This window comes from Moraxella sp. FZFQ2102, from assembly GCF_024137865.1.
Lineage (GTDB): Bacteria > Pseudomonadota > Gammaproteobacteria > Pseudomonadales > Moraxellaceae > Moraxella.
The window spans coordinates 669,857-684,342 of the sequence record NZ_CP099960.1 but is presented as its reverse complement, the minus strand read 5'-3'; the positions used below and the strand labels follow the sequence as shown (position 1 = coordinate 684,342).

At 47.0% G+C, this 14,486-nt stretch carries 16 protein-coding genes; 7 read left to right on the top strand and 9 right to left on the bottom strand.

The features are described from left to right. Positions 1–2: 2 nt before the first annotated feature. From epmA to NGM44_RS03205, 7 genes are all read right to left on the bottom strand, one after another. Positions 3–968: an EF-P lysine aminoacylase EpmA gene (gene epmA / locus NGM44_RS03235; RefSeq protein ID WP_253224230.1), complete on the bottom strand. Its 966-nt coding sequence runs from the start codon at positions 966–968 to the stop codon at positions 3–5. Between the two features lie 12 nt (positions 969–980). Continuing rightward, the gene (locus NGM44_RS03230) at positions 981–2,051 is read right to left on the bottom strand and encodes a 4-phosphoerythronate dehydrogenase (protein ID WP_253224229.1); all 1,071 of its coding nucleotides are present in this window, start codon (positions 2,049–2,051) and stop codon (positions 981–983) included. Next, positions 2,051–3,271, bottom strand: coding sequence for an AI-2E family transporter (locus tag NGM44_RS03225; protein ID WP_253224612.1), 1,221 nt, complete (start codon positions 3,269–3,271; stop codon positions 2,051–2,053). The genes NGM44_RS03230 and NGM44_RS03225 overlap by 1 nt, the downstream gene beginning before the upstream one ends. Positions 3,272–3,419: 148 nt before the next feature. Further along, a complete protein-coding gene (locus NGM44_RS03220) occupies positions 3,420–3,884 on the bottom strand; it encodes a DUF188 domain-containing protein (RefSeq protein WP_253224228.1) in 465 nt (154 codons plus the stop codon). A 139-nt stretch (positions 3,885–4,023) separates the two neighbouring features. After that, entirely contained in the window at positions 4,024–5,133 is a 1,110-nt protein-coding gene (locus NGM44_RS03215) for a 5-(carboxyamino)imidazole ribonucleotide synthase (RefSeq protein WP_253224227.1), read from the bottom strand. A gap of 120 nt (positions 5,134–5,253) precedes the next feature. Further along, positions 5,254–5,790, bottom strand: coding sequence for a 5-(carboxyamino)imidazole ribonucleotide mutase (purE, locus tag NGM44_RS03210; RefSeq protein WP_253224226.1), 537 nt, complete (start codon positions 5,788–5,790; stop codon positions 5,254–5,256). A 105-nt stretch (positions 5,791–5,895) separates the two neighbouring features. Further along, positions 5,896–6,831 (bottom strand): metallophosphoesterase, encoded by a 936-nt coding sequence (locus tag NGM44_RS03205; RefSeq protein ID WP_253224225.1) that lies wholly within the window; start codon positions 6,829–6,831, stop codon positions 5,896–5,898. Positions 6,832–6,951: 120 nt separating this feature from the next. Here NGM44_RS03205 and truC point away from each other — a divergent pair, with 120 nt between their 5' ends. Continuing rightward, positions 6,952–7,689, top strand: coding sequence for a tRNA pseudouridine(65) synthase TruC (gene truC, locus NGM44_RS03200; RefSeq protein WP_253224224.1), 738 nt, complete (start codon positions 6,952–6,954; stop codon positions 7,687–7,689). Between the two features lie 18 nt (positions 7,690–7,707). Here the strand turns inward: truC and NGM44_RS03195 are convergent, their stop codons facing one another. Then, positions 7,708–8,139: a surface-adhesin E family protein gene (locus tag NGM44_RS03195; RefSeq protein ID WP_253224223.1), complete on the bottom strand. Its 432-nt coding sequence runs from the start codon at positions 8,137–8,139 to the stop codon at positions 7,708–7,710. 163 nt (positions 8,140–8,302) lie between these two features. On the opposite strand from NGM44_RS03195, the gene NGM44_RS03190 reads away from it, so the two are divergent. Both NGM44_RS03190 and NGM44_RS03185 read left to right on the top strand, forming a co-directional pair. After that, positions 8,303–8,539 carry a helix-turn-helix domain-containing protein gene (locus NGM44_RS03190; RefSeq protein ID WP_253224222.1) on the top strand — a complete coding sequence of 79 codons (237 nt, stop codon included), beginning with the start codon at positions 8,303–8,305 and terminating at the stop codon, positions 8,537–8,539. 64 nt (positions 8,540–8,603) lie between these two features. Further along, complete coding sequence (locus NGM44_RS03185) at positions 8,604–9,287, top strand: glutathione S-transferase family protein (protein WP_253224221.1); 684 nt, start codon at positions 8,604–8,606, stop codon at positions 9,285–9,287. Between the two features lie 67 nt (positions 9,288–9,354). Here the strand turns inward: NGM44_RS03185 and aqpZ are convergent, their stop codons facing one another. Next, positions 9,355–10,023, bottom strand: a complete 669-nt coding sequence (gene aqpZ, locus NGM44_RS03180; RefSeq protein ID WP_253224220.1) for an aquaporin Z — start codon at positions 10,021–10,023, stop codon at positions 9,355–9,357. Between the two features lie 446 nt (positions 10,024–10,469). On the opposite strand from aqpZ, the gene NGM44_RS03175 reads away from it, so the two are divergent. The 4 genes from NGM44_RS03175 (at position 10,470) to NGM44_RS03160 (ending at position 14,178) form a co-directional block, all read left to right on the top strand. Beyond that, the gene (locus tag NGM44_RS03175; protein WP_253223938.1) at positions 10,470–11,123 is read left to right on the top strand and encodes an IS1595 family transposase; all 654 of its coding nucleotides are present in this window, start codon (positions 10,470–10,472) and stop codon (positions 11,121–11,123) included. Between the two features lie 51 nt (positions 11,124–11,174). After that, positions 11,175–12,164, top strand: coding sequence for an LLM class flavin-dependent oxidoreductase (locus NGM44_RS03170; RefSeq protein ID WP_253224219.1), 990 nt, complete (start codon positions 11,175–11,177; stop codon positions 12,162–12,164). A 267-nt stretch (positions 12,165–12,431) separates the two neighbouring features. Beyond that, a complete protein-coding gene (yegQ, locus tag NGM44_RS03165; protein ID WP_253224218.1) occupies positions 12,432–13,868 on the top strand; it encodes a tRNA 5-hydroxyuridine modification protein YegQ in 1,437 nt (478 codons plus the stop codon). Between the two features lie 52 nt (positions 13,869–13,920). Then, positions 13,921–14,178, top strand: a complete 258-nt coding sequence (locus NGM44_RS03160) for a YfhL family 4Fe-4S dicluster ferredoxin (protein WP_253224217.1) — start codon at positions 13,921–13,923, stop codon at positions 14,176–14,178. Positions 14,179–14,486: the final 308 nt, after the last annotated feature.

The window sequence follows — 14,486 nt, the reverse complement described above, 5'->3', positions numbered from 1 at the left end:
GATTATGCTCTCTCAGTCATTATCGCAATCGACTGACTGATGTCAGTAAGACCTGAGACCACCATAAATAATCGATCCACACCAAGGGCAATGCCACTACACTCAGGCAAATCATCACACGCTGCCAACAGATGCTCATCAATCGGCATGACTGGCAGCCCAAGTGCTGTACGCTGTGCATTATCCTGCTCGAAGCGTTGCCTTAGTGCTTTGCCATCGGCCAGTTCATCATATGCATTGGCAATCTCGATGCCGTTGATATACAGCTCAAAGCGTTTGGCGACTTGATGACCGTCGGCATCTACTGACATCTTGGCAAGTGATGCAGTCGCAGGCGGATAGTCGGTGATGAGCGTCGGCGTCCCAAAGCCCAATGTCGGCTCAACAAGATGGCTAAATAACAAATCCAGCCAACCTTGATGATCATCACCCATATCCAGCGTGATGCCATGCGATAGGGCACAGGCTCTTAGCATCTCGATACTGGCGGATAGGGGATGAATCTGCATGGTCTTGATAAAAGTATCAGCATAGCTCAGCTTTATCATATCCATTGGCGTACCAAATACGGTCGTCAGTAGTGCCTGCAACTCATCAGCCAGCATATCTAAATCAAATCTCGGGCGATACCATTCAAGCATGGTAAATTCGATGTTATGCTTATGCCCTTTTTCATTATCCCGAAACACTTGGCACAGCTGATACATCGGTACTTGATAAGTGGCAAGCAGTCGCTTCATGGCGAACTCAGGCGAGGTATGTAGATAGCCTGTTTTTGGGCGACCTTGTTGATGAAAATTCACCGATACCGACTCGATAAATACATCGGTATTGCTACGATTGGACAAAATCGGCGTAGTGACTTCCATGACATCACGCTGATAAAAAAACTCTCGAATCTTGCGTAAAAACGCTGCCTTTTTTTGGGCATTGATCAGGGATAAAGTGGGTTGGTAGTCGGTCATCATGGGTCTTAAGCCTTAAAGCCACTCACGGCGTAGCTGATAAGTTTTACGCAGATGGTCAAAGTCCGCACCTTGTATGCCTGTATCAGTGCAGACCGCTCGTAGGCTCGCGTCATCTTTGATGATGTCATAAAACTGTGCCAGCACTGCTCGGTCAGTATCACTGCCACCTAGCTGATGGATTAAGTCATCAAACCGATACGGATTGGGCGGTAGGAGTGGTTCAAGTTTTTGAATAGTTGTGATGCCAAATGACTGGCAAAATGCCTGATAAATCATATCTGTGCCACGCAGTTTACCTTCAAGCGTATAGCCTGCGATATGCGGTGTGGCTAGGTGTAGTGCGTCCATCAGTGGCGTGCTGATGGTAGGCTCACTAGGGAATACATCTAGGATAACCTTGCGATGGGTGCGTGCGATGTCGCCTAGTATGGCAACTTCATCGATGATCTCACCCCGAGCGGTATTAATCAGTAGTGCAGATGGAGACATCCGTGAGAGCGTGTCTTGATTGATCAGCTGATGGGTTGGATAATCGCCTGTGTGCGTCAGTGGTGTATGGATACTGATGACATCACAGTCAAGCACGCTATCAAGTGTGGCATGATTGATCTCTGATGGTGTGATGAAGGGATCGTAGCCATAGATTTGCCAACCGAGCTGCTTGGCATAATCCGCCAAAGTACTGCCGATATTGCCAAGTCCGATGATGCCTAGGCGTATCGGCGTGGTACGATAGCTCGGATAAGTGTGCAAAATGGCAGTGATGACATATTGGGCGACTGAGTACTTGCTACAGCCAGCAGCATTGGCAAACGTGATGCCATACTGTGCCAAAAAATCCGTATCCACATGATCAGTGCCAATGGTGGCAGAGCCAACGAACTTCAGTGGTAGGGCGGATAATTCCCCCAAATTCGCCGCACTCACCTGTGTCACCGAGCGGATAAACAGTGCGTCAGGCTGATGTGCCAGTAAGGCATCACGGTTGATGTCACGACCCTTTAGCTTGATGACCTTGATGTCATGATGGTGCAGGTAGTCGTCAATATTGGCGATATTCTCATCGGCTAGTACGGTCAGCATCAGCTATCCTTTTTGGTATCAGTCATGGTGTCGGTGGTCGTATCAGTAGATGCATCTTCGGTATTGATGGCATCGTGATTGATAACGGGTGCGGGCGTGGTATCGGCCAGCAATGCCTTGCCATCTGCTACAGGAAATCCAGTCTTGGTACTGGCAAAAATTTCATTTTTGTGCTGACTGACCCATTCACGCCAAACAGCAAGCATGATGGCAAGTAGTACAGGACCTATGAACAACCCTACAAAGCCAAATGCCGTCAAGCCACCAAGTACACCAATAAAAATCAAAATAAACGGAATCTTGGTCGCACCGCTGATGACCATTGGGCGAATCAGATTATCCACCCAGCTGATCACCAAAATCCCCCACAATCCAAGACCAATCCCTTCAGTGGTATGGCCTTGAGACAGTAGCCATAATGCCACACCACCCCAAGCAAATGGCGTACCAAAAGGAATCATCGCCACCATAAAAGTGATGATGGTCAGTAGTATTGGGTTGGGTGCACCAGCGATGGCATAGCCGATACCAGCCAGCAATGCTTGGGCAAGTGCTGTCAAGCCAATCCCATAGACCACCGCACGCGTCGTGGCAGTCACCGAATTGATATAATGATCAATGCGATCGCCGATGACATTACGCAGTGCTTGGCGAATTTGTCGCACGAGACTGAGGCCATCACGATAAAAGAAAAACAGCGTCATCAACGCCATGCCAAGCTTGGCAAGGTTCTTTAGTACCGCATCGAACGCCATTTTGCCATAATACAGATGCGACTGCACCCAGTTACGCACGGTCGCCATGGATGCTTCAGGGTCTTTGTTGATTTCCCAAAGGGCGTTTTTGATTTGTTGACCGATGACGGGCAAGTTTTTGATGCTTTCTGGCAGATCCACATAGCCAGCTTGTAGGCGACGCACCGCCATACTATAAAAACTGATGACTTCTTGTTGCAAGAAAAACACGCCAATCAGTAGCGGCACGCCAATCATCAGCGAGACGCCTGCCGTCATGATTAAGGCGCTAAAAGTTGAGCTAAATTGAACTTTTTGATAAAAAAATCGATACAATGGAAATGTGACATATGCCAAAATCGCCGCCCAAATCATCGGCGAAATAAAAAACTGCACCACCTGAAAGCACAGAATGATCAAAATGGTCAGTAAAATAAAAGTCAGTAGCCGTTGAATAATGCTCTCTTTGGTCCATTGTTCGATCATGATGGTCTTGTCTTGAAAATTATTTTGCTTATTATGCACCAATTTTACCAAAATAGCTTGTCTGTTTTGCACCAATTTTGCACTTTTTTCTTGCTGGTGTTGGCAGGTTTGGTAATATTATTATTTTTAAAGTTATTGATAATTAAGATTAACTATTCTTGGTAGGTTTGACCAAGCGATTTAGCCCATCGGCAAACGCCTTTTTGTCCTTATCCGAATACGGCTTTTGACCGCCCATTTGGCTAGGATCAAGCACGCCTGTGCCACGCATCATGTCCATAAAATCACGGCTATTGAGCTTAAGTTTGATTGTCTCAAGGCTAAACACTTCGCCCCGTGCCGTCATTGCCCAGCCGCCTTTGTCAAGCACTTCACTGGCCAAGGGGATGTCGCTTGTGATGACACCGTCTCCAGATGTCACCGCTTGGGCGATATAATCATCTGCCACATCAAAGCCATCAGCGACCACGACTGATGATAGGTGCGGTGATGGTGGCAGGCGAGTGGGGCGATTGGCGACAAAGATGGTGGACACACCTGTGCGATTGGCGGTCTTGATGATGAGCTCTTTGGCGATGGCAGGAATAGCATCAGCGTCGATATACAGTTTCATGGTGTTGTTTTGATTAGTTATTTAATTCAAACTGCTTGATTGGATTGGCTTAGATTTTGTGGGTAAACTGACCGTCTTGTCATACAATGAGCTAAGTTTGCCACAAAAAAATCCGCCCAAAAGAGCGGATTGGCTAGAATTAGCAGTTCACCAATAGGCGTTCGGCGTTTGCCACCGCATCCGCTTGATGTTCATCACCAGTCATCACCGTGATGTGGGCGATTTTGCGGCCATCTCGTTCGGACTTGTGATAGTGGTGATAGTGTACGCCATCGATGGCAAGCACATCGGCACGGCTTGGGTATTTGCCAATGACATTGAGCATCACCGATGGATGGCTGATGGCGGTATCGCCAAGCGGTAGGCCTGCGACGGCACGGATATGGTTCTCAAACTGGCTACAGTGTGCCCCTTCGATGCTCCAGTGTCCTGAGTTGTGCACGCGTGGGGCGATTTCATTGGCAAGTACGCCATCATCTGTGACAAATAGCTCCAGTGCCATCACGCCGACATAGTCCAGATGCTCGAGCAGTTTTTGGATATTTGACTGTGCTTGAGCGGTCAGATGCTCAGTATCGGCAGCAGGGGCGGTGGTCTTGGCAAGAATGCCGTTTGTGTGGACATTTTCGACCAGTGGATAATAGCGGATTTCGCCTGTCTTGCTACGCACAGCGATGATGGAGACTTCACGGCTAAAGTTGATAAACCCTTCGGCAATCAGCGGTGCTGATTTGGTCGCATCGCCCAGTGTCGCCCAAGCGTCGCTGATGGCATCAACGGATTTTAGGACGAATTGCCCTTTGCCATCATAGCCACCACGACTGGTCTTGAGTACCAGTGGCAAGCCTAGGGTATCGGCAGCGGTCTTGATGTCGTCAAGCGTATGCACCGCCATAAATGGCACGGTGGCGATGTCAAGCTGATTGAACAATGTTTTTTCGTTTAGGCGGTCTTGGGCGACTTCGAGCGCACGAGCAGGGGGAAATAATCCGCCTTTGTCGGTCAGCTCGCCTAGCTTGCGCGCGGTATCGACAGGGGTATTTTCAAACTCTAGGGTAAATACATCACTTGAACTGATAAAGGCGTCCAGTTCGTGCGTCTTAAAAACTTGACCGTACAAGGCAGCAGGCGGGTTGTCCGCATCTTCGAGAAATACACAGCGATAACCAAGTGGCAAAGCAGCTTCGGCAAGCATCATGCCCAATTGTCCACCACCTAGAATGCCGATGGTGTGAAGTGAATTTGTCATAGTTGATCTCAAATTAAAAAATGTCCGAAATTTTATAAAAAACTTCGGATATTATCGCATATTTTCGACCGAAAATCTTGGACAAAACGCAAATTTTACCAGTCTGTCTATCAGCTTGGCTTAGTTGATAATCCCTGGGATTGGATTGGCAAGCACGGTCTGGGTTTGTTTGGTTCTAAAGGCATCAAGCTGTGCCGCTAGACGCTCATCATGCAGAGCTAGGATTTGGATAGCAAGTAAGCCTGCGTTGAACGCCCCTGCTGTACCGATGGCAAGCGTGCCGACAGCGACGCCTTTTGGCATCTGTACGATGGATAATAAGCTGTCCCAACCGGAGAGCGTGCTGGATTTGACAGGTACGCCTAGCACAGGTAGAGCGGTCTGGCTAGCACACATCCCTGGTAGATGAGCAGCACCGCCTGCACCTGCGATGATGACTTGTAGGCCTTTGCCTTTGGCAGCTTTGGCATAGTCAAATAACTTGTCCGGCGTACGGTGGGCAGAGACGACTTCGCACTCAAATGCCACCCCAAAATCCGCCAAAATCTGAGCCGCTTCACGCATCGTCGCCCAGTCAGACTGTGAGCCCATGATGATGCCGACTTTTGGCGTGCCGACTGGCGAAGTGATTGGTGCAGGTTGATCGCTCGATGACATAGGATTTCCTTATGGTGATTAAAAGAATAAATTAGCACATTTGGGCAAAAATGGCAATCAGCCGTGTGCTAAGTTTTGGGCGTAAACCCATGAATCAAAATCTATTTAACCCAAAAACTGCACAAAGCCATCATCGGACAGGGCAGGATTCTCAGTATCAAACTGATAAGCGGTCAAAAAACCCGTGCTACCTGCCGAATAATCCGTACACACCACCTGTGATGATAGACAAGTCGGCGTACCATCCAGCCAATAATGCCCAATAAAAATCGGCTTATCGGTCAAAATCTCAAAATCCATCGGCAGCGGCTTATAATCTTGGTCACTGGGCAGATGCATCACTGCACGACTGCCAAGCTGTGCTGCTTGGCTCAGTGGCAGATTTTGCCAGTTATCAAGCCACCATTTGATGCGGGTGCGAGTACGGGTAATGTTATGCCCATCGACGAGTACGATACCATCAGGCAAGGGGGATTCGATGCCTTTTAGGATACGCTCTAGGGCGACAAACTCACTGCTGTCCTTGATGGCGGTGGCGATGATGCCTTGGTGGGTGATGCGATGATCAGGGGTGAGATAGGGGGTGAGCGTCGCCATCGCCTTGACATCCCAGCAGGCGTGCACGACACAAAATTCATCAAACTCAAGCCATAACGGCAGCTCATACAGACGGCTAATCCAGTGCCAATACGCATCACTGCCTAGCGGTAATTCATCCAAAAACGCCTGATGCTGATGCGTATTTGACGCGGTGCGAGCTCGGCAATAGTCGCCATCAGGGTGGGGCGTGGCATAGCCGATGGCGTTGTACTCATGATTGCCCATCACGGCATGGGCTTCACGGTGGTCAATCATCTCAAAGACAATCTGCAGTGTATCGACTTGGCGAGCACCACGATCGATCAAATCACCGATAAATATCGCCCGATGATTTGGCGGTGCACGATAGCAGTCGCCATCATGTCGATAGCCAAGCTGTGTCAATAGCCCAATCAGCTTATCTGCTTGTCCATGGATGTCGCCGATGATGTCATAAATCATAAAATTACCCCCATTTTGAACTAATATACCAAAATGCAGATGCTTTTGCCACGAAAACCGTTTATCATGACAGCAAAATCCGTGATTCACGGCAATGATTGAAGTAATAGGGCAAAGACAGTGACCATACTCCCCATTCTCTACCAAGACGAACACATCGTCATCATCAATAAACCTGCTGGGATGCTCGTGCATCGCTCGTGGCTCGATAAGCATGAGACGGTGTTTGTGATGCAGACCTTGCGTGATCAGATTGGGCAGCTCGTGTATCCTGTGCATCGCCTAGATCGTCCGACTTCAGGCGTGCTGTTATTTGCCCTAACTAGCGAGATGGCTCGGCGGTTGTCTGAGCAGTTTGAGCGACATGAAGTGACAAAGAAATATCTGGCGGTGGTGCGTGGGGCGATGACGACAGGCGGACGCATCGATTATCCGCTCAAGGTACGCCTTGATAAAATCGCGGATAAATTTGCCGATCATGATAAGCCGCCTGAGCCTGCCATCACTGACTATCGGGTACTGGCGACGAGCGAGCAGCCCTTTGTGTCGTGTCAGCGGTTCACCACTTCTCGGTATTCGCTTGTCGAGCTCACCCCCATCACAGGGCGTAAGCATCAGCTGAGACGGCATATGAAACACATCTTTCATCCCATCGTCGGCGACACCACCTATGGCGACAAGGTACAAAACCGTGCCATCATCGCCCATGTCGGCACAAGACGGCTGCTCCTGCACGCTTATCAGCTCAGCTTTTGTCATCCGATGACAGGACAGATGATGAGCATCACCGCACCTGTGGATGATGAGTTTGGGCGGCTGATGGATGCGTTTGGGTGGGGTGATAACACACCCATCTGATGACAGATGGGTGGTGGATCAGTTGGCGTAGGTGCAGACGGTGTTGAGCCAAATTTCGCTAGCAGTGTCTGGAATTGCTCTCTGCCAATCGGCAGATGAATAACGGTTAAGGTGTGCATAGTTGCCACTGCCAACCACTCTGCCTTGTTTGTCATAGGCGACATCGTACTCAACACTCCATTTGCGAGTATGACAGTCAAAATTGATAAAACTTTTGATTGACCAAAGCTTTTTGCCGTTACCCGCATCCCGCGCCTGCTTTAATTCTGTCCGTATCCATGCAGTCATTACAGGTGTACCATTGGCTAAATAATCTGTTTGGATGTTATTTAAGTCGATGTAGTCTTTGAAGTCGCCATTGGAGCCTTCGCTAACCATTACCCAATTCGTCGCCACTGCTTGCTGTGTCATCATGGTGGCAAGTGCAACTACCAACAATTTTTTCATCATAAGCTCCCAAATCTGATTAATCCAAATTAACACTACCAAAAATTATCCTAAAAATAAGGGGTGGTGTCAAGGTGGGGATGTGGTGAATGTGTAAATTATCCTAAAATGGGATTATCCTAAATTAGAATAATAATGTCAAGTATCATAATCATGGTACTGACTTATGAAAACCATTTATCAAGATGAATACAGACAGCTGATTGATGTGCTTATTACTGCACGTAAACAACAAAATCTCACTCAAGACGAAGTCGCCAAGCAACTGCACAAACCCCAATCCTATATTGCCAAAATTGAGAATTTTGAGCGTAAGCTTGATGTGCTTGAGTTTGTAGCATTGTGCCGTGTGCTCGGACTGACACCCAGTCAAGTGTTGATGATGATTGAACGGATATCGTAGATACACTATACCAACAGCAAAATATCATGTATGATAAATGAACAATATTCATCTGGAAAAATTTATGATTACTTTATATCACCTAGAAAAATCCCGTTCGTTTCGTATTGTGTGGCTATTAGAAGAGCTGAAATTGGCTTATGGCTTGGATTATCAGCTGATTAGCCATGAGCGAGATGAGCGTACTTATCTTGCGCCCAAATCTTTTAAGGCGATTCATCCAATGGGCAAGGCACCGATTTTGGTGGATGATAGCTTGCCTGATGGCGAGCAGGTGTTGGCGGAGTCAGCACTGATTATTGAGTATTTATTAAAAACTTATGATAGCGAGCAGCGATTTTATCCGACAGGTGACAAGGCGTGGCGTGATTATACTTTTTGGCTGCATTTTGCCGAAGGTTCGCTGATGCCGCCTTTGGTGATGGGGCTGATTTTGACCAAGGCAAGCCAAAAAGCACCACTGCTTGTCAGACCGATTGCCCGCAAACTCAAATCAGGCATTGATCAGATGATCTTAAGTAATAATATCAATTCGGCTTTGGGGTTGGTAGAAGAGACGCTGAGCCGCTCGCCATGGTTTGCAGGGGATGCGTTTACAGGTGCGGATGTGCAGATGTATTTTGCCATCGCAGCTGCTAGACAGCGTGTGGGCTTGGCAGGGATGAGTGCGACCACAGCATGGCTTGAGCGATGTGAATCGCGGACGGGCTTTGGGCAGGCGGTACAGCGTGCAGGCGTGCTGTTCTAAGAAGCTTTGATTTGACATAAAAAAAGGTGATGAGCATATAGCGCATCACCTTGATTGAGACTGTGGATTATTTTTCAGAACCAAGCCAGCGATACAGGCCGCCACCGATGGCACCGCCTAGAATTGGCGCTACCCAAAACAGCCAAAGTTGGCTGAGTGGCGTACCACCGACGAATGCAGCAACTGCAGTTGAGCGAGCAGGGTTTACCGAAGTGTTGGTGATAGGGATGCTAATCAAATGAATCAGTGTCAAACCAAGACCGATGGCAATCGGTGCAAAGCCTGCGACATTGTTTTTGTGCGTTGCACCCATGATGATGATCAAGAAAATCGCAGTCAGCACCACTTCAGCGATGAATGCCGATGCCATGCTGTAGCCACCTGGTGAGAATGCGCCATAGCCGTTGGTGGCGAATGCACCTGCTGCGCTTGCATCGATGGCGAAACTGCTGCTGCCTGATGCTATCATATAGATGATTGCCGCGCCGACGATACCGCCCAGTACTTGCGCGATGATGTATGGCACAAGTTCAGCTTTTGAGAAGCGACCACCCATCGCAAGACCCACACTCACCGCAGGGTTGAAATGACCGCCTGAGATATGACCAAAAGCATACGCACCGGTCAAAACAGTCAAGCCAAACGCCAACGACACGCCCAAAAAGCCAATACCCAATGGGTTGCCATCACCACCAAAATTGGCAGCAAATACCGCACTACCACAGCCGCCCAGCACTAACCATAAAGTGCCAAGAAATTCAGCGGTTAATTTTTTTTGCTAACATAAATAAGCCTTATTCGTAAAGCACGAGTCTAATTAAGGGTTAAAATTTCCAACCCTTTACTTATCAATCATAAAATCATCAAAACATCACGACCCTCAACCATTGCATCACGCAGCACCGAGTGTCATGGAATGTCGCAAATTATACGCCTGCACATGGCTGGCAAAAGTAAATTTTTGGCAGTGATTTGCAATCGCTGGGTGATGTTTGTTGTGATTTTGCAAGTAGTTCGCACAATTTTTGAGCATCTACCTTCTTGTATTAAGCAGATAACAATTTATTTTTAAAATCATGCATGAAAAATGGCGCAGCCGCCCTTATTAATCTGCTTAAGCACAAAGTTTTAGTGATATTTTTAGGGGCTGTACTAGATTAGCAACAATGCTATACTAGTTTTATGAAGATAACCCGTTGTAAATTAAGTAAAAAAGTTCAAGTTAAACTGCTTGAATTTTTTGTGCTTGAAGTCACCGCAAGATCAGCTGCTGATTTGTTAGAGATACATCATAATTCAGCTGCTTTGTTTTATCATAAAATTCGCTTGGTGATTGAATATCGCTTAAACCTTGAAGCTTGTGAATTATTTGACGGTGAAGTAGAATTGGATGAAAGCTATTTCGGTGGCATTCGTAAAGGCAAGCGTGGGCGTGCTGCTGCTGGCAAAGTTGCCGTATTTGGTCTTTTAAAACGCAATGGTAAGGTTTATACTGCCTGTGTTAAAGATACCAAAGCTAAGACATTAATGCCTATTATTGCCAGTAAAATCAAACCTGATAGCGTGGTTTATACAGATAGCTATCGAAGTTATAATGCTTTAGATGTGAGTGATTTTAAACACTTTAGAATTAATCATTCCAAAGAATTTGCAAACAATCATAATCATATTAACGGCATTGAAAACTTTTGGTCGCAATCCAAACGCATTCTAAGAAAATATAACGGTATTGACAAAAAGCATTTTCATTTATTTATCAAAGAATGCGAGTTTAGATTTAACTATGGCACACCATCCAATCAATTAAGATTGTTAAGAAAATGGTGTGGGGTTTAGGGATTTATCTAGTACAGCCCCTATTTTTAAATTGAGAAAAAGAGAAAAACCATGACCCGTCTATCCATTCTAAACCTTGCCCCTGTCCGCCAAGGCCAAAGCAATAAAGATGCCATCGACAGCATGGTCAAGCTTGCTAAATTCGCTGATCAATCAGGCTTTCATCGCTACTGGATTGCCGAGCATCACAACACCAAAAGTCTGGTCAGCTCTGCCACGCAGGTGCTGATCGGGCATACGCTTGCACAGACTGATCGCATTCGTGTCGGTAGCGGTGGGGTGATGCTGCCCAATCACAGCCCGTTGATGGTTGCTGAGCAGTACGGTACGCTTGCGACGCTGTACCCTGATCGTGTGGATTTGGGACTTGGGCGAGCACCAGGTACTGATCCCAAGACCGCAGCGGCACTCAGACGCCATGCGCATGATATTTCGCATCAATTTCCGCAGGATATCGCTGATTTGCAGCGGTATTTTGGCGATGATGATGTCCAAACCGATGTCAAAGCCATTCCCGCCATCGGCACAAAAATTCCGCTCTATATTCTCGGCTCAAGCACTGAAAGCGCGTATCTGGCGGCAGAATTGGGCTTGCCTTATGCCTTTGCCAGTCATTTTGCGCCGCGTCTGATGCCTGAAGCGCTGCATATTTATCGCAGTCATTTTGTGCCATCGGCGGTACTGGATAAGCCGTATGTCATTGTCGGCTGTAATGCTGTCGTCACTGATACTGACTGTGAAGCGCAGTACCTTGCCACCACGCAGCAGCAGTCATTCCTTAATGTCGTGCGTGGGCGCGGTCAGCCGATGCAGCCGCCTGTCGATGACATGAATGCGCTGTGGCTGCCGCACGAAAAAGCCGCCGTACTGCACATGACGGCGTGTTCGTTCATTGGTGGTGTGGATACGGTGCGTAGCGAATTGCAGGCATTCCAAGATAAATTTGCTGCCGATGAGCTGATGGTGATGAGTAATATTTTTGATGAAAATCTGCAACAAGAAAGCTATCGTAAGCTACTAGATATTGTAAATTCATTATAAAATGATTATTTGTAATTATTAAAAATCAATCCAATTAACAACCAAAGGGCGTACATGATACGCCCTTAAAATTTTCCTAAGATTAAAAATCAACCAATAATTTGCAACACCTTCTTGCAGCCATCATCAAATGATTTGACACCCAATCAATGATGCAAATCAGATTTTCGTACAATTCCAACCGCTGCACTCGGAATTTTTGGTGATTTGCCAAAAAATTTGCTATAATAAAAGCAATTTTTTGCAAATTTTACACAGAGCAGATTCATGACAAGCCAAACCACCAAAAAAGCCGAACTACTTTGCCCAGCAGGGACATTCAAAAATATGCAATACGCCTTCGCCTATGGTGCGGATGCTGTCTATGCAGGGCAGGCACGCTATAGCTTGCGTGTGCGTAATAACGACTTTGATGAAGATAACCTACGCCGTGGCATCGAGTATGCGCACAGCTTGGGTAAGCAGTTTTATGTGGTGGTCAATATCCAAGCGCATAATGCTAAGCTTAAGACCTTTATCGAAGACATCCGCCCTGTGATTGAGATGAAGCCAGATGCGCTCATCATGTCGGATGCTGGCATGATTATGATGGTGCGTGAAGCTTTCCCTGAGCAGGCGATTCATCTGTCGGTACAGGCCAATGCGGTGAACTGGGCGACGGTGAAGTTTTGGAAACAAATGGGTGTTAGCCGTGTCATCGTCAGCCGTGAGCTATCGATGAAGGAGATTGAGCAGATCATCGCTGAAGTGCCTGATATGGAAATCGAAGTATTCGTCCATGGCGCATTGTGCATGGCGTATTCGGGTCGCTGTCTGTTATCTGGCTATATCAATAAACGAGATGCCAATCAAGGCACCTGCACCAATGCCTGCCGCTGGTCGTACAACACCTACAAAGCCACCGAAAATGAAACTGGCGACATCGTGCCAGTCACCCAAAGCACGGACACCGCTCAAGTCTTTGTGCCAAATCAAGCTACCGATAGTAATGCCATCGGCACCGTGAATCTAAACGGTGATATGGTGATGGGTGATGACTATGTCGAACAGCCAAGCGATGAAGTGGTACTGATCGAAGAGCAGGGTCGCCCAGGCGAGCTGATGGCGATGTATGAAGATGAGCATGGTACTTATATCATGAACTCCAAGGATTTGCGTGCGGTGGAGCTTGTGCCTGATCTGGTCAATATGGGCGTGCATTCACTCAAGATCGAAGGGCGTACCAAGTCGCACTACTATGTGGCACGCACTGCTCAAGTCTATCGCCGTGCCATTGATGATGCGGTGGCGGGCAAGCCATTTGACACAAGTCTCATCACTGCACTGGATGGGCTTGCCAACCGTGGCTATACCGAAGGCTTCTTGCGCCGTCATGTACACAGTGACTACCAAAACTACGAGTACGGCTCATCCAAGACCGACCATCAGCAGTTCGTCGCCGAAGTCTCTACTATCAGTGATGAGCGTCTCACGCTAGAAGTCAAAAACAAGCTGATGGTTGGCGATACCATCGAAATCATGACACCAAAAGGCAATATCACCTACACACTCACCGAGATGTGGGACAAAAAAGGCGAGTCAATCGATGGCGCGCTTGGTTCTGGTTGGATTTGCCAAATCGCCAATCCGTTCAAGGATATGGATCATGAAGTGCTAAAATTCGCCTTGGTGATGAAAAGTGTGAGTGAGGCGATTTATACGTGAGTGATGAATGAGGCGATCGTATGTAACTCGAATAAATAAAAGACGCTAAACCATGGCACTAAAAATCACCACCGACTGTATCAACTGTGACATCTGCGAGCCAGAATGCCCCAATGATGCCATCAGCTATGACCAAAAAGGTCAAAAAACCTATGTCATCAACCCTGACCTATGCACCGAGTGTATAGGCTTTTATGATGAGCCGACCTGTGATAAGGTCTGTCCGATTGATTGTATCATCAAAGACCCTGAGCGTGTCGAGAGCGATGATGAGCTGCTCGCCAAATACAAAAAAATCTGGAATAAATAATTTGTTTATCCTACTCAAATCCACCCATCACACGGTGGATTTTTTATCATCTATGGTCTATAAAATTCAAAATCATGCTGCGCCCACTCGTCTTGCTGTACTACCTGTACTATCGTGGGCTTGCCGCCTAACCTTATTTTGCTTTTATACGACCATAAAACCGTAATCAAAAACTAACTACAAATACAAATAATTCCCATTTATTTTATCAAATAATAGCAATTATCATTTACAAAAGAAAATTATTCTGATAAAATTCCCTGCCGTAGCGTTACCAAGATCATACAAATCATGCTTTGTGTAACAAT